This is a genomic window from Blautia sp. Marseille-P3087 (assembly GCF_900120195.1).
In the GTDB taxonomy this organism is placed as follows: Bacteria; Bacillota; Clostridia; order Lachnospirales; family Lachnospiraceae; genus Blautia_A.
This window is the reverse complement of the sequence record NZ_LT635539.1, coordinates 3,200,435-3,219,287: the sequence shown is the minus strand read 5'-3', so window position 1 is coordinate 3,219,287 and position 18,853 is coordinate 3,200,435. Positions and strand designations below refer to the sequence as shown.

The following is an 18,853-nucleotide window of genomic DNA, read 5'->3' as shown; positions in this document are numbered from 1 at the left end:
TCTATTACTTCACCTCTTTTTCCTTCAGCTCACCATCACGGATCGTTACTACACGTTTTGCATGTGCTGCAATATCCGCATCATGTGTGATCATCAGTACCGTTACCCCCTCATCATTCAACCTTTGAAAAAGCTCCATGACCTGTGCACCTGATTTACTGTCAAGTGCACCTGTCGGTTCATCCGCAAGCAAAAGCTTCGGATTATTGACAATTGCTCTGGCAATCGCCACTCTCTGCATCTGTCCACCTGAAAGCTGGTTTGGCAGGAAGTCTACGCGATCTGCCAGTCCCACACGCTCCAAAGCTTTCAATGCACGTTCTCTTCTTTCTTTTTTGGGTACTTTTGCATAGTTCAATGGTAATTCTACATTTGCCAGAGCCGACTGTCTCGGAAGCAGATGAAAGCTCTGAAATACAAATCCAATCTTATTTAATCGCAGATCTGACATATCATTCTCTGAACAGTTCAAAATATCCTGTCCATCAAGTGAAAAACTTCCCTCTGTTGGTTTATCCAGACAGCCAATAATATTCATCAGGGTCGTTTTTCCAGAACCGGACGGTCCCATGATTGCCACATATTCTCCCTCTTCCATGGAAAAATTGACATCTTTGAGTACCGGCACACTCATTTTTCCCTGCTGATAATTCTTATATATGCCTTTTAGTTCAAGAATCATTCTGCATCCTCCGTATCACCCTGGACAGGAACAAGGTCCTCATCCATTGGCACACTTACTCCGTCGGAGTCATCATCAGAGACCGCATCTCCCATCGCATCTGGATCATCGATCACTGTACTTTCACCATCAGATTCATACTCATTCTCAGTGTCCCAGGACTCATCGTCTGTGCTCCATTCATCTGCATTCCAGTCATCTTCAGAATCAGAAAAATCATCCGTAACATTAGCATCTTCGCCATCAAGATTATCCGCGCCAGGATTGTCCGCACCAAGCTCATCGACCGGCTGCATATCTACAGTACTTGTATCCATCGCCTCTTCAATATTTGTTGTCGTAGCCATGCCCTCTTCAAGAACATCAGACGGAAATGCAATGCTATCATCCTTAGTAAGACCATCTGCAATCTCATATTCCCCAAGTTCCTCATCATACTGCCCGAGGATCACACTTCGTTTTTCGAGTTTGTCATCTTTATCTGCTGCCCAGACATAAGGACTTTCTGTATCTGCATCTACAATATATGCCTCACTGATCCATACACCGGTCTTCTGCGTATCCTGGCCTTCATCCATTTCTATATAGACATGCTGTCCGAGCATCAGACCATCAGAAGAATCCAGATTCACATAAAATGGATATGTACTTGTACTTGTCTGTGAATCTCCGCTGCTGTCCACCATTCCCAAACTTGAACTACTGTTGCTGCTGGTGGCACTTTCACGATCAATTGTCCCCATAGTTCCCTTCCATGTCTGACTGCTGTCCACACGGGAACGGATAATAACCGGATCTCCCTCGATGATGTTCTTAACATTCATCTCATTGACAGTTCCTTTGATACGATATGCACCTGTACTCAGAATCGTAATAAATGCATTGCCGCTGCTGCTATCACTTGAATATGACATATCCGAATCACCTGCACTGTCATCCACACTGCTGTTATCATCCGATGTCAGCTTTGAAGTATCAATCTTCTGAATCACACCGTCAATGCTGCTTCGAACTTCTGTGTTCCCCGTTGCACTCTGCAGCTTATCAATCTCAGCCTGTTTGCTTTTCTGGCTGTATTCATTTTTTTTGAGATTCATTTTGTTTGTCTCAATCTCAATCGTATAAGAAAGCTGATTATCCTGTGCTGCCTGTTTCTTCTCTTTTTCCAGAGTTGCTATCTGCTCGGTCAGGCTGCTCGCTTCGTTTTTCAGGCGATCCAGATCAAGCTGTGCTTCCTCCAGATTTTCCTGAATGCTACTCAGGTCATACTCAAAAAGAAGCTGTCCTTTTTTGACCTGATCGCCTGTCTTGACTTTTACTTCTTTAACTGTTCGACCACTTTCCAACTCAACAGATACCGTCTCCTGAGGTTCGACCACGCCGGCATAACGATTGGAAACACCAGATGTCTGATCTGTCAGATCACTAATTTTCGTCACGTAAACTGCATCGCCGCTGGTCTGCTGCTGATTTCCTATGATTCCCATCTTCCAGCATACCCCTGTTGCTCCGCCGCCAATTATCAATATCCCAAGAAGGATCAATATACGTTTTTTCATTAAGCTGTGTTCCTCCTAACTTTGTAAAAGGTACTTTTAATTCCTATATCATAACAATTTTCTTTTCTAACCCTGTAAAAGGTATTTTTAACTTAATTATCATAGCAGATTCTGAAATAAAATAAAAGAGCTGTGGAAAATCCGTAACTGTTTCACATTTTTTTCACGAATTATTTCGAAATCCGACGTAATTTTACCGTTTTTTGACTTTTATACGTTTATCTGGTAAAATATAAGGGATTATTTTTGAAAGGAAAGATACCTATGAAGATCGCAAAAGGTCTGATGCCTTTTCTCCTTTTTATCCTTATGTCTGTCACATTTCTGACAGGCTGTTCCCACGTGGATAAAACGGATGTAGAGGCAGTAATTACCAACGAACTGAATCTGCTGAAAAATCTGGATTCTGATACGACCCAGAAATACGTATCCTATAAAGAACTTTTTCCTGACACGACACAGGAGATAGAATTATCCAAAGAAGTTAAAGAAGTTTTTTCTCTCTTTTTCCGGGATTTTGATTACAAAATCCGGAATGTTGATGTCGACAACGATACAAAAGAAGCCAGCGTTTCCCTGCAGCTTTCTACACTGGATGCCAGGACACTTGCCAAAGACTATGCACAGGCATCTCTTGAAACTGCCATTTTAAAAGCAGCCGCCTCTGATACCTCTGCAACAGAGGAGACAACAGATTCCCTTGAGGAACGTTATCTTATCATAGATAGTCTGCTCAAAAAAAGCAAATATGAAACGGTGACACGAGACTGTACCATGACGCTCCAAAATACCGGAAGCGATCATGATGAATGGGAAATTCAAAGATCACATTCCCTTGAAAATGATCTTGTCGGCGGTCTTATAAGTTATCTCTCTGATAACAATCTGCTCTCACCTGAAGAAACATTAACTATTTATCTGAACACCCTGAAATCCATGAATACCGAACAGATGGGAAATTATCTGGGCATCGAAAGTTTGCTCAATACTTCCGACTCCGACAAAAATTCCATTGCTTCCGCGCTTGTAGAACAGGTACACCAGAATTTTGATTTCAAGATCACAAACTGCGAAGAACAGGGATATACTGCAACCGTCAGTACAACCATCACAACGTTTGACAGTGCCTCAATTCTGAACATGTTCAGTCAAGAACAGGATGCTTATTTAAGCTCTGCGGATGCTGTAATAGACGGTTCGGAAAAAAGATATCAAAAATCGCTTGAGATGCTTCTTAATGATATTAAAAATAACACAGCGAACATCACCTCCACAGCAGACTTCCATCTGACCAATGATGGAGTTTCGTGGAAGCTTGACGACAGTAATACCACCATTGGCAATGCCATTTTCGGAACCTTAAGTAATTCCCCTGTAAGTGAAGAAACAGAAGATGCAGATTCCTCTGAAGACGACTCTTACGCCGAAGAATCCGAAGATTAATAAATTTATCACTCAAAAGGCTGCCCCGTTATTCGGGACAGCCTTTATATTTACTCTTTTATTCTTCTGTTTCAGGTTCTACTTCAAGGCCGAGTTCTTTAAGCTGCTGCTCACTTACTCTGCTTGGTGACTCCGTCATCAGGCAGGATGCATCTTTTACCTTCGGGAAAGCAATAACGTCACGGATGCTGTCAACTTTTGCCATCAGCATAACAAGACGGTCAAGACCATAAGCCAGTCCTGCGTGAGGCGGAACTCCATATTTAAACGCATTCAGAAGGAATCCGAACTGTTCGTAAGCAGCTTCTCTTGTGAAGCCTAACATCTCGAACATCTTTTCCTGAATGTCGTTCTGATGGATTCTGACACTTCCTCCGCCGATCTCATTACCATTCAGTACAATATCATATGCTTTTGCACGGATTTTTCCAAGATCTCCACTTTCGATCAGCGGGATATCCTCATCCATCAACATTGTGAACGGATGATGCATCGCTGTGTAACGGTTTTCTTCTTCATTCCACTCAAGAAGCGGGAATTCTGTTACCCATACAAACCGATATTCATTCTTATCAAGAAGATCCATCTGTTTTGCAAGTTCTACACGGAGGGCTCCAAGTACATCATAAACCACTTTGTTCTTATCTGCTGCAAAAAGAAGCAGGTCTCCCGGCTTACCTTCCATTGCGCCAACAAGTGCATCCATTTCTTCATCTGTCATGAATTTTGCAAAGGAAGATTTGCGTGTACCGTCTTCTGCAATTGCAATGTAAGCAAGACCTTTTGCACCATAACCTTTTGCAAATTCAACCAGCTTGTCAATTTTTTTACGAGGCATGCCACCCTGGCCTTCTGCATTGATACCACGAACACTTCCGCCATTTTCCAGTGCACTCTTAAACACAACAAAGTCACAGTCTCTGACAACTTCACTTACATCATGCAGTTCTATACCGAAACGCATATCCGGTTTGTCGGAACCAAAACGATCCATAGCCTCCTGCCATGTAATTCTCTGAATCGGAAGTTTTACATCTACATCCAGAACTTCTTTGAAAAGATATGCAAGGAATCTTTCGTTTACATCGATAACATCATCTACATCTACAAAAGAAAGTTCCATATCGATCTGAGTAAATTCCGGCTGACGGTCTGCACGGAGATCCTCATCACGGAAGCAGCGTGCGATCTGGATATAACGGTCATAACCAGAGCACATCAGAAGCTGTTTGTAGAGCTGAGGAGACTGCGGAAGTCCGTAGAAAGAACCCGGATGAATTCTGGACGGAACAAGATAATCTCTCGCACCTTCCGGAGTACTCTTACCAAGCATTGGTGTTTCGATTTCAAGGAAACCTTCTTCTGTGAAGAATTTACGTGTCAGCTGGGCAACTTTGCTCTTCAGCATGATATTTCTCTGTAAATCCGGTCTTCGAAGATCCAGATAACGATATTTCAGACGAATTTCATCCTTTGTCTTGCTGTTCTCTTCGATCGGGAACGGTGGAACATCTGATTCTGCCAGAATACGTAAAGATTCTGCACGAAGTTCAATTGCACCTGTTGCAAGATTTTCGTTAACTGCACCACCACGGTTCTCAACGGTTCCTGTTACAGCAATAACAAACTCACTGCGAAGTTTTCCGGCTTTTTCGAATCCCTCTTCATCAATATTTCCATTCTCAAAGATCAACTGCATGATACCGGAACGGTCACGAAGGTCAACAAAAACGATTCCGCCTTTGTTACGGGCTTTCTGCACCCATCCCATCAGGGTCACTTTGCTGCCGACCATTTCCTTTGTCACTTCTGCACATCGGCATGTTCTGTGCAGACCTTTCATACTTTCAGCCATGATTCTGTCTCCTTTTTTTATCTGTTGAAAAATTCCACAAATTCTGTATAACCTTCAGCTGTCATCTGTTCTTTCTGGAATTTTTTATTTTTCTTCATAATAGAAATGTTTACCTGTACACCGCTTTTGCGCTCTTCTTCCGCCTGTTTCAGGATTGGAAGAAGTTTGTCTGACGGCATATTCTTTTCGATCAGGTATGCTTTCTTTGCTTTGCTCTCAGGAATCTCATATCCTCTTTCAAGAAGAAGCATTACGATTCTTTCGAATCCGATGGAAAATCCACATGCAGAAGTATTCTGTCCGGTAAATTTACCGATCATCTCATCATAACGTCCGCCACCGCCTACGGAACCACCGAATTCATCCATGGCAATCTCAAAAATCGGTCCTGTATAATAAGACATTCCTCGAACCAGTGTCGGGTCAAAAGAAATCTTGAAGTCTGCATTCTTAACAGAATCTACTGCTGTAATGATCGTTTCAAGATCTTCTGCAACTTTCGGATCCAGAACGTCTTTCAGTTTTTCTTTGCAGTAACGCACTCCTTCAATGTCAGAAGTAATTTCTTTGAACATACCAAGGTAGGTATCAATGCACTCTTTCTTAAAACCTTCTTTTTCGAGTTCTTCTGCAACACCTTCCAGACCGATCTTGTCCATCTTGTCCAGAATAATAAATACTGTATCAAAGCTATCTTCCGGGAAACCACTGTACTGTGCCATAGCTTTCAGGATTTTTCTGTCATTGATACGGATCGTAAAATTGTGGAAATCCAGCTTGCCAAGCAGAGTAGTTGTTGCCATAACAAGCTCAATCTCAGCAAGGTAAGTAGGCTCACCAAGAATATCGATATCACACTGCATGAACTGACGGAAACGACCTCTCTGCGGACGGTCTGCTCTCCATACATTGCCCATCTGGAGTGCCTTAAATGGTGCCGGAAGCTGTCCGGAGTTGTTAGAATAATATCTGGAAAGCGGTACAGTCAAATCATAGCGAAGACCGGAATCTACCAGATCTGCCTCACATTCTGCAGTATCCAGTTTCAGTTTTTCTCCACGTTTCAGGATCTTGAAAATCAATTTTTCGTTTTCTCCCCCCTGTTTGCTGCTGAGGTTTTCAATGTGCTCCACACATGGAGTTTCAATCGCAGAGAATCCGAACTTTCCGTATGTTTCACGGATCATGTTCATTACATAATTACGGATCTCCATCTCCTTAGGTAAAATGTCTTTCATACCGGTAACCGGTTTTTTCTTTAATGCCATGCTGTCCTCCTGTTATTCATTATTATGTACCACTCTCTGAAATGCAAGAAATACTTCCATGTCAAAATTCTTGATTTCGTCAATCATCAGTTCTATAACTGTACTTACATCAAACGCTTTGCGATATGGTCTGTCCGAACTGAGCGCCGCATACACATCACAAACTCTTAAGATGCGTGCACCAAGCGGAATACTGTTCTCAGAAAGATTTGATGGATAACCACTGCCATCATAATTTTCATGATGATAAAGAATACTTTGAAGTACAATATCCGAATACCCCTGATCTTTCAGTTCTTCATATCCCAGCGACGAATGCATCCTCACATACTTCAGTTCCTCGATCAGAAGCGGGTCTCTTTCCTGACCATTGATATAGCCGGTAAGTTTCAGCTTACCGATATCATGAAGCATACCTGCGATTGCCATCTGGTAACAGAATTCTTCATCCAGCCCCATCTCAACAGCTACTGCATACGCCAGATTACTTACGACGACTCCATGATTCAGTTCCGCAGACAGATCAAAATCCAGAATCCGGTCCGTTGACTTAACTGTCTCACTCTGTGCTGTCTCCAACGTATACACCTCCTGATTTACAGCCATGTATTGATTCCTTTACGCTTTCGTTCGATCATTTCATCAATACGTTCGATATAATTCGCAACGTCTTTGACATTTTCCACTCGTTCGATACGTTTCCCATGATCAAAGACAAGTTTGGAAGAGCCACCTGCACCCAATGCGATGATCGGTTGCTTTTCCTCCATAATTAGTATATTGTAAATCCCGGCTTTGTCAACCTTTGCATAGCCAACATTCTCAAAATTTCCCTTCATATTTTTCTGTCGGTACAGATAATAAGGTCCCATATCCATTTCACAGGCGGTTCTCATGGTCATATCCATGATCTCCTGATTATTTTCAAAAGTCATCTCCTGATATCTGTCCTTAAAAATATTCAGGCGCGCCGCACGCTTCACTGCAAGAGAATGTACGGTAACACTGTCCGGAGCAAGAGCCTTTACTTCATCCAAAGTGTGTTCTACCATCTTACGATCTTCTCCCGGAAGTCCCACGATCAGATCCATATTGATATTATCAAATCCGCACTCTCTGGCAAGAGCAAATGCCTGCTTTGTCTCATCCACCGTATGGCGCCGTCCGATAATATCCAGAGTTTCCTGATTCATTGTCTGCGGATTGACAGAAATTCTCGTAATCGGATAGTTACGAATCATCTGCAGTTTTTCGCGTGTAATGCTGTCCGGACGTCCGGCCTCAATCGTAAATTCTGCAAGATGCTCACAGTCAAAATTTGCAATGAGCGCATCCAGCAGGATCTTAAGCTGATCCGGTTCCAGTGTAGTAGGTGTACCTCCTCCAATGTAAACCGTATCCAGCTTTTTGCCTTTCTCATTCATAATCTGCGCAACTGCATGTATTTCTTTGCAGAGAGCATCCAGGTATAAATATACTCTGTCCTTCCACTGTTTCAATGGATAGGAACTGAACGAACAATAAAGGCAGATACTCGGACAGAACGGAATTCCTACATACAGACTGTATCCATTCTCATAATCGATATCTTTAAGGATTTCTCGTTCCCTGTTTGCAATGGTTATTGCCAGCGCTGTTTTCTGCGGGCTCACCATGTAACGTTCTCTCAACTCCTGCGCAGCTTCTGTATTTTTCATTCCGGATTCAATCAGCCCCATCGCAAGTTTCGCCGGACGGATACCGGTAAGATTTCCCCACGGAAGAGTCTTGCCCGTCAGCTTCACCAGAAGTTTATATAAAGCAATTTTTACAATATCTTTACGTTCTTTGCGGATTGCACGCGCCCGTTCTTTCTGTTCGCTTTCATCCTGCCCCTCTGTGTCCATACAAGAAACAAGGGCATCCGAAGACTGCCCCTTTATAAATTCTGCACTTGTCACGCCTTTGGTTTCCGCATTTTCACAGGAAATCACACAGGAATCAGCCTGTTTTGTGATTTTGAAAAAAAGGTCACAGGCCTCTTCTTCTTTTTCATAGAAAGAATGTATCTCACTTCCCGGATAAAATGCCCTGATCAGTTCATATATATCATGCTCAAATTCTCTGTCTTCAAACAGAATACCAATCTTAAACAAATGGATTATACCTCTTTTCGTAACCAATTGTGGTAGATGCATCATGACCCGGATATACCTCTGTATCATCCGGAAGTGCATCAAGCAGTCTGTGCAGACTTTCTACAATTGCTGCCGTACTTCCCTCTGGAAAGTCTGTTCTTCCCACAGAACCACAGAAGACAGTATCTCCGCTGAAAAGCACGCCCTCATCTTTCAGGTAATAGCAGCAGCTTCCTGCAGTATGTCCCGGTGTCTCGATCATCTGTACAGAAAATCCAGCCAGCTCGACTGCCTGCAGATCTGTAAGATAAACATCTGCTTTCAATGTATAACTATCCATATGATATGCCGTCAGATTAATTTTTGGATCCTGAAGCGTTTTTTCTTCTTTCTGACAGGCATAAATCGGAATCTGATATCTGTCGCGAATAGCTTCTGCGGCCAGAATATGATCAAAATGTCCATGTGTCAGAAGAATTGCCACAGGTTTCCCCTGCATTTCAAGAATCTTCTGTTCGATTTTTTCTGCATTATCACCCGGATCGATGATCAGCATCTCTCCTGTCTCTTTATTTTTCAGAAAATAACAGTTTGTGAATACACTGCCGACAATGCATTTCTGTAAAACCAGCTTTCCCATATGCTTTCCTTTCTGATGATCAGCCTGTAGTACGTTCTACATCCAGCACACTTTCAATCTGTCGGATCTTTGCGATCAGAGAAGAAAGTTCTTCCTTACTTGCAATCTCAAAACTGATAGAGATCGTTGCTTTTTCCTGCTTGCTGGTACGGCTGTTGATGGTTCTCATATCTATCTTTCTCTCGGTAAAAATCTTGGAGAGATCTACCAGAAGTCCGGTACGGTTATTTGCATATACCTGAATCTCTGCCATATATTTCTCGGATTTATTTTCTGCCGGCTGCCACTCCGCCTCAATCAGACGCGCACGATCCATCTCTGACATATTCAGAACATTGACACAGTCTGTACGGTGAATGGTGATTCCACGTCCTCTCGTCACAAAACCAACGATCTCGTCTCCAGGAATCGGACTGCAGCACTTTGAAAAACGAACCGCCACATCGTGGATACCCTTTACAACTATGCCACCCTTGTTTTTGGTGACATGAAGCTTTTCCTGTGTCTCACCGGTAGCCTCCAGAACCTGCTCGTCAGTCAGATTTTTCTGGTTTTCTTTGTCGTATGCTTCGATCAGCTTATTAAAAACCTGACCTTCTTTCAGTCCGCCATGTCCTATTGCGGCAAGTACAGAATCCCAGTCACGGAAACCGTATTTGCGCATAACAGATTCCAGAAACTGTGGTTTCGTATAAATTCCTATCTTATATCCTTTTGATTTGGCATACTGGGCAAGCATCTCCTTGCCTTTCAATATATTGTCTTCTTTTAATTCTTTCTTAAACCACTGATTGATTTTGTTCTTTGCCTGTGTACTCTTGACAAGCTTCAGCCAATCACGGCTCGGTCCCTGTGAATTCTGAGAAGTAATGATCTCAATACGGTCACCGTTTTTGATCTGATATTCGATTGGTACCAGTTTACCGTTGACACGTGCTCCCACCATACGGTTACCGACTGCGCTGTGTACACTGTAAGCAAAATCAATCGGTGTGGAACCATTCGGAAGATTCTTGACATCTCCCTGTGGAGTAAAACAATACACACTGTCTGCAAACAGATCCAGATCATTTTTCAAAAGGCTCATAAATTCTCTGTTATCTGACATATCCCGCTGCCATTCAAGGATCTGACGCAGCCAGTTCAGTTTTTCTTCTTCCCTTTTGTCAACCGGCACCTTACCGTCAGAAGATTCCTTATATTTCCAGTGTGCGGCGATACCATACTCGGCAGTCTTATGCATTTCGAAAGTACGGATCTGAATCTCAAACGGCTGTCCGTTCGGACCGATCAGTGTAGTATGCAGAGACTGATACATATTTGGCTTCGGCATGGCAATGTAATCCTTGAATCGTCCCGGGATCGGTTTATACATCTCATGGATCACACCGAGTGCCGCATAACAGTCTTTGACTGTGTCTACAAGAATGCGAACTGCAAACAGATCGTAAATCTGATCGATCGTCTTGTCCTGGTTGACCATTTTTTTATATATACTAAAGAAATGTTTGATACGTCCATCAACCTGAGCTTTGATTGCAGCTTCATCCATATGCTGCTTGACCTGTTTGACAATGTTATTTACAAATTCCTGCCGCTCGCTCTTACGCAGGGCTACTTTATTGACAAGATCATAGTATACATCTGGCTTCAGATATTTCAGGGAGAGATCATCCAGTTCGACTTTGATCTTGGAAATACCGAGACGCATTGCGATCGGCGCATAGATATCCATCGTTTCACGGGCTTTTTCCTGCTGTTTTTCCGGTCTCATATACTGCAAAGTACGCATATTGTGAAGCCGGTCTGCAAGTTTAATCAGAATGACACGGATATCTTTTGCCATTGCAAGGAACATTTTACGAAGGTTTTCTGCCTGCAGCTCTACTTTGTCTGCCGAGTAGCTCAACTGTCCCAGTTTCGTAACACCATCTACCAGCAATGCTACCTCTGCACTGAATTCCTTCTCTACTTCTTCTGTCGTCATCCATGTATCTTCTACTGCATCATGGAGAAGCCCTGCAACAATCGTCTCTTTATCCAGCTCCAGATCTGCAAGAATAATAGCCACGCAAAGCGGGTGAATGATATATGGTTCCCCGGATTTTCTTTTTTGGTCTTTGTGCGCATCACTTGCGACTTCATATGCCTTTTGTATCATGGAAATATCTGTAGAAGGATGATATTTCCGGACACTGGCAATCAGCTCCTGATACAAAACTTCAGGGCTCGTAAAATCCTGCATGGTCTTTACTGCGGCATCTGCTTTCCTTACAGATTCCAGCTTTTCCCGCTCTTTCGGGTCAATATTTTTATCGAGCTGTACATTTTCTTTCTTCTCTGTCATTCTCTCCCACCTGCCTGCCGTTGTTTCCATCTGATTCTTTCATTCATACAGCTTATCGCTGCCGTTCCTGCACGAAATACTTATTTACCTTCGTATTTGATAACAGAAGCTACATCGTATCCGGCAAGTTTTTCTCTGCCTTTTAATCCGGCAAGTTCCATAAGAAATACTACTTTGACAACTTCTCCACCAAGCTCCTCGACCAGTTTGATTGCGGCTTCTACGGTCCCGCCTGTAGCAATCAGGTCATCTACAATAGCGACTTTCTGTCCTGGTTTGATAGAGTCTTTATGCATCTCGATCGTTGCTGTACCATATTCCAGATCATATTCCTGTGAAACTGTCTCGCATGGCAGTTTACCTTTCTTACGAATTGGTACAAATGGTTTATGAAGGTTATAAGCAATCGGCACACCAAAGATAAAGCCTCTGGACTCTGTACCTGCGATCACATCTACCTCTGTATCTTTCAGACAGTCCTGCATAGACTGAATTGCAAGATGCAGACCATCCGCATCCTGCAGAACAGTGGTAATATCTCTGAAAATGATTCCCGGTTCAGGAAAATCCGGGATACTTCTTACATACTCTTCTAATTTTTTCATAATTGCGTGCCTCCGCCTGTTTTCTGTAAATCTAGGTTATAAGTATATCACTTTTTTATAGTAGAATCAATGCAAAAACTAAGGCTGCCCGTCAGACAGGCAGCCTCAATCTCTTCGTTATAAAATTGTATGTACACTATTGTCTGTATTAATAAAAGCCTTTATACAGCTCGATCTGCTGTTCAGTAACCATAGAAAGTGCTTTCTCGATTGCTTTGTATGTATTCGGACGCTGAGCTTTCAGGCTTCCCGGATTGAGCATATAATCTTTGACAGATTCTGCAAAATACTCTGAAGCATTCCGTGTCACATATGCTTTATTATAACCGGTAACCATACCTTTCTCACTGCTGTAGACAGATGAAAATTTACTTCCCGTGTCCATGTTTCCTGCCATGAATGCAAGGAAATGTCCCAGTTCGTGATAAATGGTATCATCCATCTGTTTCATAGTGATCGTACGTGTACGTGCATCAAAATGTCCGGAATAACTTACACTTGGATCAACTTTAACAGTAAATCCCAGCTTTGTGAATGCATTCAGAACTCTGTTGTCCATTTTCGGTGCTACAGATGCAATGTTGGTAACAGTATACTTAGACGCACTGGATGTCGAAGCTGTCCCAGTTGCAGCTTGTGTACTTGCAGCCACTGTCGTTGTCGTTGTAACTGTCGTTGTAACTTTCTGCGTAACAACCTTCTGTTTGGATCTTCTTGTATACTTCTCAGTTGTAGCGGTCTTTACAACCGTCTGAGTTTTAACTGTTGTAGACTTGTTCTGTTTTTTTGTTTTTGTGCTTGATTTCTGCTTCGTTGGAAGTCTCTTAGTATAAGATTTCCTTGACGCGGTTCGCATTCTTACCTTTTTACTCGTTGTCTTGGTACTTGTCTTTCTCTTTGTGGTAACCTTTGGCTTCGATGCCAGTGGAGTATCATCACCTGTCAGTGATGTCTCAAGTACCGGATCTGTATAGGATGGAAATACTACTGCATCCTGTGACTGCCAGCTGATACCAAAACTACCTGCTGCAATGATTACAGCTGCTGCAACGCATCCTGCTGCAACTTTCTTCTGTCTGAAGAACTCTTTAATGCTTTTCTTTTTCATGATTATCACACCTCTCAGATATCGACATATTCGATGCGGCTTTTCCCGTTTTAGCATGCAAAAAGACCGCTTAATAATAAATATTAAACGGCCGCATAAACCAATCCAGTTCTACCATATAGAATACGTCACTAAATCAGAATTTAATGCGGCAACCGGCTGTCATAATCTCACGACCTTAGACCCATGGCTTTGCGTCCCTGCCTTTCGACAGGTTTGCCTTTGAATTTATTAAACCGATTTCCCCAAATAATGTCAATATTTTTTCTGATTGCATTCTTTTTTTTTTACATTTTCTGGTATACTGTTCACAAAACCGTAATTAAAAAATTCAAAAAGGAGCGGCTTTTTTATGAAAAAATCAGTTTTTGCCCGTTCCTTTGCCATATTGTTGATTTCCTGCATATTTTGCAGCATTTTATCCGGATGTGGTTCCAGCAGCAAAAGTTCTTCGTCAGAGCCACCTGTCTACTCTCCGCTGCGCGTCCTTGTCCCGGAAGCTCCCGGCAGTGATACGCTTGGATCTTCCCCTCTGACACTGGATGTTTCAAATATCACACAGGGCTATTTCGCAGCACAGTCTGATTCTGCTGATCTTGTTACCAGTCTTCAGATCACAGCTCCTACCGGAGTTCTTTATTCCTATTTTATAGAACCCGGGGAAAATGCTGTCATTCCGTTTACAGAAGGAGACGGAGACTACACGGTTGTCGGATACCAGCAGATTCAGGGAGACCAGTATGCAGCGCTGTACAGCGAAACGCTGACGGTAGAACTGGAAAATGAATTTCTTCCGTTTCTTTATCCAAATCAATATGTAAACTTTTCGCCGGACAGCGAGGCAAGCAAACTCGCACTGTCTATGGTTTCAGAAAATACCAGCGATATAGATGCGCTGAAGCAGATTTATAATTATGTAGTTAATAATCTCTCTTACGATTATGACAAAGCCGAGACGGTAGAAACCGGTTATCTGCCGGATGTAGACGAAACGCTTTCTACCAAAACCGGCATCTGCTTTGATTATGCCGCACTGACTACTGCCATGCTTCGAAGCTGTGATATCCCATGCAAACTTCAGATTGGATATACCGGAGATATTAAACATGCCTGGATCGATGTCTACATCCGTTCCAAAGGCTGGGTAACAAATGCTGTATCATTCAATGGTGACAGCTGGAGCCTTATGGATCCGACCTTCGATTCCAGCGCAGACTCCGATGACAGTGAGGCAATTCAGGATTACATCGGCAATGCAGATAACTATACTGTACAGTTCACACGATAATGGCAAAAGGAGACCTTTTTATGAAACATAAACTTACCGCACAGGAACTCTGCAATTTCTGTCAACAGCTTGGAGTACTGATTCATTCCGGAATGGGGCCGCTTGAAAGTCTCCATATTCTTCTGGAAGAAAGTACGACCGACACAGACCATGAAGTTCTTTCCAATTTACTGTCTTCCATGGAAAAAACAGGTTCTTTATCCCAGGCTGTCACAGATTCAGGATTTTTTCCTGATTCTATGGCTGCTTACATAAAAACCGGCGAGCAAACCGGGTGTCTTGATGAAATTCTGGACAGTCTTTCTGAACATTACGAACAGGAACAGGAAACTTCCGAACAGATCAGAAGTGCAGTCACCTACCCACTTCTTATGCTCGGTATGATGGGAATCGTAATCGTTGTTCTTCTTGTCAAGGTACTTCCGATCTTCCGTCAGGTTTTCCAGCAGATGGGAATGGAAATGAACGGATTTTCCAGTCGGCTTCTGAATGCCGGAAATATCATCACTCGTTATTCTGCCTTTTTTCTGATTCTGGCTGCGCTCCTGATCGGATGTATCCTGTTTCTTTGTCTTAATAAAAAAGGCCAGCAGACGCTTGCAAAAATTGTCCTGCATCTTCCGGTACTTCGTGACATTCCGGTTGCACTCGACTACAGCCGTATGGCACAAGGACTGGCGCTCGGACAAAAAAGCGGGCTCACACCGGAAACCAGTCTTGCGCTTGCTACACAGATGATTTCTCATCCACTTGTTTTGGAACGTCTTCAAAAAGCTGCTGATCTTCTGAATACCGGCTGTACATTTTCTGACGCTCTGAAAGAATCCGGACTTTTGGGCGGCATGGAAATTCGACTGATCGTGGTTGCTTTCCAGTCCGGAACCGCAGATGAGGCTTTCGCAGATCTTTCCAGTCGCTATCAGAACAATGCTTCCGCACTGATCACACGCGTAATTTCTGTTATCGAGCCGACCATTGTCATAATTCTTTCGCTTCTGGTAGGTCTGGTTCTGCTTTCTGTTATGATGCCGCTTCTTGGTGTACTTGCAGATATCGCAATGTGAGGTGATCTGTTATGAAGCTTTTTGAAAGCCGTAAAGAAAAATTTTTTAAAAATATCACGCTTCTTTTCCCATTATTCCTGCTACTCTGCGTAGGCCTCGTTTTTTTCATTGCAATCGGGCAGACTTCTGATACAACGATCCAGAAAGAACAGAGTGCACTGCTGCAGACGCTGGAAAATGGTGCGGTTCGTACTTACGCACTGAAAGGGCAGTATCCGGAAAGTCTGGACGAACTTCTGAGTGATTATCACATCATCTATGACTCTTCCAGATTTGTGATTGAATATGTTCCTAACGGTTCCAACCTTCTTCCTTCTATCAGTGTTATCCCACTTACAGGAACAAATTTTGAAAGGAGGAATACTGCATCATGAAAAAGACAGCACAGACTTCTCATCCGATATCCGGACTTTTTTCGCTGTTGCTGTTCGGGCTCTTCGTACGGTTTCTACTGATCATGCTGTTATTCTCTGCACAGATTTATCAGCGATCCATCAAAAAAGCAGATTCCGAAACAGACCTGGGCACCATTTCCTCCTATATCACCACAAAATTCCGGCAGCATGATGTTCAGGATGGTATTTTTACGGATGAATTAAATGATATTCCGGCTTTATGTTTTCGTGATACCATAAATAATCGTGACTACATCACATACCTTTATCTGGATGACGGCAGCCTGAAAGAACTTTTTACCGCGTCCGGATCTTCTGCACAGGCAAATGCCGGTACCGTAATCGCATCTCTGTCAGACTTTCAGATAGAAGAAAAAGGAAACGGTTTTTATTATATTTTTCTTCAAAGCACTGTCGGAAACACATCTGAATTCTTTCTGCACAGCAGCGCAGATTAAAAGGAGGTAACATGAAACCGATACAATCACATTCTAAAAACAGTCTTTTTTTGATGGAAATGATTTTTGTCCTCCTTTTTCTTGCACTTTCCAGTGCTGCATGTGTCCGTATTTTTGCAGCTGCCGCGGGGAACCATGTACAGGCTGTTGAAAGACGACAGATACAGGCGCATACTGTTTCTGTCAGTGAGATTATGGAAGGAAGTGACGGAAGTACAGACAGTTTTATCCAGTATCTTTTCGGCGGTATTTCCGCTGCCTCTTCTGTAAGCTGGTATTATGACAGCGACTGGGACATCTGCGAGAAACAGGATGCTTTCTATCAAATGCTTCTTGAACTGTCATCTTCCCGATACGAAAAGGCAGGAATGCTTTCCTTCTACCGGATGGATGCAGATCATGCCCTGCTTCATTCCACGGAACTTCGTTTTCCCTCCATCCAGTCTGCTCTTAAGGAGGAAGAATCATGAAACACAACCGAACATTTTTTGCAGCAACCGGTATTCCGTCGCTGTTTCTTATTTTTTCTGTACTTTGTCTCGCGGTATTGTCTCTTCTTACACTCGGGAAATCACGTGATGAACTGCAAGCCTCCAATTTTGCTGTCCAACAAACCGACCTTTATTACAAGACATGCGAAAAAGCCACAGGAACTGTCACAGCAATTCAAAAGCAGCTTACTTCTGATTACAATCAGGTTTCTGATCCAGATGCCTACTTTTCACTTGCCGGCCAGATTCCTGATGAAATTGACGGTCTCGCATACGATTCTTCTGCGAATGTTATTTCATTCTCGGAAGCGTTATCTGATACACAGAAGTTATCTGTAAAATTAAAAGTCCTGTACCCATCTTCGGACACAGAACCTTTTATTGAAATATTACAATGGAAAACAGACAATACAGCATCATGGACACCTGACACCCATCAGCCTGTATACAAAGGAGCTCAATCATGACAAATGAACAAACACTGGAATTTCTTACAACTGCCGCAAACCAGCATGCGTCTGATATCTTTATTATTGCCGGTCGTCCGCTGTCCATTAAAGTGGACGGTCATCTTACTGATTTTGGAGAACGTTTAATGCCGGATGATACAAAACAGATTCTCGAATGCATTTATCAGATGGCAAACAACCGCGACATCAATCACCTTCTGAATACCGGGGATGACGATTTTTCTTTTTCCATCCCCGGTCTTTCCAGATTCAGGATCAACGCCTATAAACAGCGCGGTTCACTGGCCGCTGTTATACGTGTGATTGCATTCCGCTTACCGGATCCGTCAGAACTCTCTATCCCGGATGATGTTATGCAGACTGCTGATTATACCAAAGGCATGGTTCTTGTAACCGGTTCTGCCGGAAGTGGAAAATCAACAACTATGGCTTGCCTGATCGACCGAATTAATCATTCCAGAGAGGGGCATATCATCACTCTGGAAGATCCGCTCGAATATCTGCATCGACACGACCGCTGTATTGTCAGTCAGCGTGAGATCTGCACAGATACAGAAAACTATCTGACATCTCTTCGCGCCACTCTGCGTCAGAGTCCGGATGTTATTTTACTGGGTGAAATGAGGGATCATGAAACGATCCAGACGGCAATGACCGCTGCCGAGACCGGTCATCTTGTGCTTTCCAGCCTGCATACGCTCGGTGCCGCAAACTCCATCAGCCGTATCATAGATGTTTTTGAACCGGCGCAGCAGCATCAGATCATCGTACAGCTTTCCATGGTTCTGCAGGCAGTCATTTCCCAGCAGCTGATTCCTGATGTAAACGGAAAGGTTATTCCTGTGTTTGAAGTTATGCGCCTTACACCTGCGATCCGTAATATGATCCGTGACAATAAACTGCATCAGATTGAAGGTGTCATTGCTTCCTCCTCCCAAGACCAGATGCGTTCCATGGATTACAGTCTTGTAGAGCTGTATAAACAAGGGCGGATCCATAAGGATACCGCAATCAAATATGCACTGAATCCTGATATGATCCGCCACAAACTTGTATAATATAT

The 18,853-nt window shown here is 43.0% G+C and carries 18 protein-coding genes and 1 riboswitch; of the genes, 8 read left to right on the top strand and 10 right to left on the bottom strand.

Annotation, left to right across the window (positions count from 1 at the left end; translation table 11 throughout):
* Nucleotides 1-4 precede the first annotated feature (4 nt).
* Nucleotides 5-682 (bottom strand): ABC transporter ATP-binding protein, encoded by a 678-nt coding sequence (locus BQ7344_RS15395; RefSeq protein ID WP_072523233.1) that lies wholly within the window; start codon nt 680-682, stop codon nt 5-7.
* Nucleotides 679-2,241: an efflux RND transporter periplasmic adaptor subunit gene (locus BQ7344_RS15390; RefSeq protein WP_072523232.1), complete on the bottom strand. Its 1,563-nt coding sequence runs from the start codon at nt 2,239-2,241 to the stop codon at nt 679-681. The genes BQ7344_RS15395 and BQ7344_RS15390 overlap by 4 nt, the downstream gene beginning before the upstream one ends.
* A gap of 264 nt (nt 2,242-2,505) precedes the next feature.
* On the opposite strand from BQ7344_RS15390, the gene BQ7344_RS15385 reads away from it, so the two are divergent.
* Nucleotides 2,506-3,684: a hypothetical protein gene (locus BQ7344_RS15385; RefSeq protein WP_072523231.1), complete on the top strand. Its 1,179-nt coding sequence runs from the start codon at nt 2,506-2,508 to the stop codon at nt 3,682-3,684.
* A 58-nt stretch (nt 3,685-3,742) separates the two neighbouring features.
* Here the strand turns inward: BQ7344_RS15385 and aspS are convergent, their stop codons facing one another.
* From aspS to BQ7344_RS16625, 8 genes are all read right to left on the bottom strand, one after another.
* Nucleotides 3,743-5,539: an aspartate--tRNA ligase gene (gene aspS / locus BQ7344_RS15380; protein WP_072523230.1), complete on the bottom strand. Its 1,797-nt coding sequence runs from the start codon at nt 5,537-5,539 to the stop codon at nt 3,743-3,745.
* A 17-nt stretch (nt 5,540-5,556) separates the two neighbouring features.
* The gene (hisS, locus tag BQ7344_RS15375; protein ID WP_072523229.1) at nt 5,557-6,807 is read right to left on the bottom strand and encodes a histidine--tRNA ligase; all 1,251 of its coding nucleotides are present in this window, start codon (nt 6,805-6,807) and stop codon (nt 5,557-5,559) included.
* A gap of 12 nt (nt 6,808-6,819) precedes the next feature.
* Nucleotides 6,820-7,413 (bottom strand): HD-GYP domain-containing protein, encoded by a 594-nt coding sequence (locus BQ7344_RS15370; RefSeq protein ID WP_015541299.1) that lies wholly within the window; start codon nt 7,411-7,413, stop codon nt 6,820-6,822.
* Nucleotides 7,404-8,984: a coproporphyrinogen dehydrogenase HemZ gene (gene hemZ / locus BQ7344_RS15365; protein WP_072523484.1), complete on the bottom strand. Its 1,581-nt coding sequence runs from the start codon at nt 8,982-8,984 to the stop codon at nt 7,404-7,406. Before hemZ ends, BQ7344_RS15370 begins: the two co-directional genes overlap by 10 nt.
* The gene (locus tag BQ7344_RS15360) at nt 8,935-9,564 is read right to left on the bottom strand and encodes an MBL fold metallo-hydrolase (RefSeq protein ID WP_072523228.1); all 630 of its coding nucleotides are present in this window, start codon (nt 9,562-9,564) and stop codon (nt 8,935-8,937) included. Before BQ7344_RS15360 ends, hemZ begins: the two co-directional genes overlap by 50 nt.
* Before the next feature lie 19 nt (nt 9,565-9,583).
* Nucleotides 9,584-11,911, bottom strand: coding sequence for a RelA/SpoT family protein (locus tag BQ7344_RS15355; RefSeq protein ID WP_072523227.1), 2,328 nt, complete (start codon nt 11,909-11,911; stop codon nt 9,584-9,586).
* Nucleotides 11,912-11,991: 80 nt separating this feature from the next.
* The gene (locus BQ7344_RS15350; RefSeq protein WP_015541296.1) at nt 11,992-12,516 is read right to left on the bottom strand and encodes an adenine phosphoribosyltransferase; all 525 of its coding nucleotides are present in this window, start codon (nt 12,514-12,516) and stop codon (nt 11,992-11,994) included.
* Between the two features lie 148 nt (nt 12,517-12,664).
* A complete protein-coding gene (locus BQ7344_RS16625; protein WP_235816137.1) occupies nt 12,665-13,624 on the bottom strand; it encodes an anthrax toxin lethal factor-related metalloendopeptidase in 960 nt (319 codons plus the stop codon).
* 147 nt (nt 13,625-13,771) lie between these two features.
* Nucleotides 13,772-13,855: riboswitch (cyclic di-GMP riboswitch) on the bottom strand.
* Between the two features lie 121 nt (nt 13,856-13,976).
* Here BQ7344_RS16625 and BQ7344_RS15340 point away from each other — a divergent pair.
* From BQ7344_RS15340 to BQ7344_RS15310, 7 genes are read left to right on the top strand one after another with little or no spacing between them, the layout of a single operon-like run.
* Complete coding sequence (locus BQ7344_RS15340) at nt 13,977-14,912, top strand: transglutaminase-like domain-containing protein (protein WP_083585566.1); 936 nt, start codon at nt 13,977-13,979, stop codon at nt 14,910-14,912.
* Between the two features lie 20 nt (nt 14,913-14,932).
* Nucleotides 14,933-15,976 (top strand): type II secretion system F family protein, encoded by a 1,044-nt coding sequence (locus BQ7344_RS15335; RefSeq protein WP_072523226.1) that lies wholly within the window; start codon nt 14,933-14,935, stop codon nt 15,974-15,976.
* Between the two features lie 11 nt (nt 15,977-15,987).
* Nucleotides 15,988-16,350, top strand: coding sequence for a hypothetical protein (locus tag BQ7344_RS15330; RefSeq protein WP_072523225.1), 363 nt, complete (start codon nt 15,988-15,990; stop codon nt 16,348-16,350).
* On the top strand, nt 16,347-16,829 hold the full coding sequence (locus BQ7344_RS15325; protein ID WP_072523224.1) for a DUF4860 domain-containing protein: 483 nt from the start codon (nt 16,347-16,349) through the stop codon (nt 16,827-16,829). The genes BQ7344_RS15330 and BQ7344_RS15325 overlap by 4 nt, the downstream gene beginning before the upstream one ends.
* An 11-nt stretch (nt 16,830-16,840) precedes the next feature.
* Nucleotides 16,841-17,299 (top strand): hypothetical protein, encoded by a 459-nt coding sequence (locus BQ7344_RS15320; protein ID WP_072523223.1) that lies wholly within the window; start codon nt 16,841-16,843, stop codon nt 17,297-17,299.
* The gene (locus tag BQ7344_RS15315; RefSeq protein ID WP_072523222.1) at nt 17,296-17,787 is read left to right on the top strand and encodes a hypothetical protein; all 492 of its coding nucleotides are present in this window, start codon (nt 17,296-17,298) and stop codon (nt 17,785-17,787) included. The genes BQ7344_RS15320 and BQ7344_RS15315 overlap by 4 nt, the downstream gene beginning before the upstream one ends.
* Nucleotides 17,784-18,848 carry a type IV pilus twitching motility protein PilT gene (locus tag BQ7344_RS15310; protein ID WP_072523221.1) on the top strand — a complete coding sequence of 355 codons (1,065 nt, stop codon included), beginning with the start codon at nt 17,784-17,786 and terminating at the stop codon, nt 18,846-18,848. Before BQ7344_RS15315 ends, BQ7344_RS15310 begins: the two co-directional genes overlap by 4 nt.
* Nucleotides 18,849-18,853: the final 5 nt, after the last annotated feature.

What these genes read in the sequence shown, in the direction of transcription:
- BQ7344_RS15325 (WP_072523224.1), top strand. Translation starts at nt 16,347, where the DNA reads ATGAAAAAGACAGCACAGACTTCTCATCCGATATCCGGACTTTTTTCG.
- hemZ (WP_072523484.1), bottom strand. Translation starts at nt 8,984, where the DNA reads ATGCATCTACCACAATTGGTTACGAAAAGAGGTATAATCCATTTGTTT.
- BQ7344_RS15310 (WP_072523221.1), top strand. Translation starts at nt 17,784, where the DNA reads ATGACAAATGAACAAACACTGGAATTTCTTACAACTGCCGCAAACCAG.
- BQ7344_RS15355 (WP_072523227.1), bottom strand. Translation starts at nt 11,911, where the DNA reads ATGACAGAGAAGAAAGAAAATGTACAGCTCGATAAAAATATTGACCCG.
- aspS (WP_072523230.1), bottom strand. Translation starts at nt 5,539, where the DNA reads ATGGCTGAAAGTATGAAAGGTCTGCACAGAACATGCCGATGTGCAGAA.
- BQ7344_RS15360 (WP_072523228.1), bottom strand. Translation starts at nt 9,564, where the DNA reads ATGGGAAAGCTGGTTTTACAGAAATGCATTGTCGGCAGTGTATTCACA.
- BQ7344_RS15340 (WP_083585566.1), top strand. Translation starts at nt 13,977, where the DNA reads ATGAAAAAATCAGTTTTTGCCCGTTCCTTTGCCATATTGTTGATTTCC.
- hisS (WP_072523229.1), bottom strand. Translation starts at nt 6,807, where the DNA reads ATGGCATTAAAGAAAAAACCGGTTACCGGTATGAAAGACATTTTACCT.
- BQ7344_RS15390 (WP_072523232.1), bottom strand. Translation starts at nt 2,241, where the DNA reads ATGAAAAAACGTATATTGATCCTTCTTGGGATATTGATAATTGGCGGC.
- BQ7344_RS16625 (WP_235816137.1), bottom strand. Translation starts at nt 13,624, where the DNA reads ATGAAAAAGAAAAGCATTAAAGAGTTCTTCAGACAGAAGAAAGTTGCA.
- BQ7344_RS15370 (WP_015541299.1), bottom strand. Translation starts at nt 7,413, where the DNA reads ATGGCTGTAAATCAGGAGGTGTATACGTTGGAGACAGCACAGAGTGAG.
- BQ7344_RS15335 (WP_072523226.1), top strand. Translation starts at nt 14,933, where the DNA reads ATGAAACATAAACTTACCGCACAGGAACTCTGCAATTTCTGTCAACAG.
- BQ7344_RS15395 (WP_072523233.1), bottom strand. Translation starts at nt 682, where the DNA reads ATGATTCTTGAACTAAAAGGCATATATAAGAATTATCAGCAGGGAAAA.
- BQ7344_RS15385 (WP_072523231.1), top strand. Translation starts at nt 2,506, where the DNA reads ATGAAGATCGCAAAAGGTCTGATGCCTTTTCTCCTTTTTATCCTTATG.
- BQ7344_RS15350 (WP_015541296.1), bottom strand. Translation starts at nt 12,516, where the DNA reads ATGAAAAAATTAGAAGAGTATGTAAGAAGTATCCCGGATTTTCCTGAA.
- BQ7344_RS15330 (WP_072523225.1), top strand. Translation starts at nt 15,988, where the DNA reads ATGAAGCTTTTTGAAAGCCGTAAAGAAAAATTTTTTAAAAATATCACG.
- BQ7344_RS15315 (WP_072523222.1), top strand. Translation starts at nt 17,296, where the DNA reads ATGAAACACAACCGAACATTTTTTGCAGCAACCGGTATTCCGTCGCTG.
- BQ7344_RS15320 (WP_072523223.1), top strand. Translation starts at nt 16,841, where the DNA reads ATGAAACCGATACAATCACATTCTAAAAACAGTCTTTTTTTGATGGAA.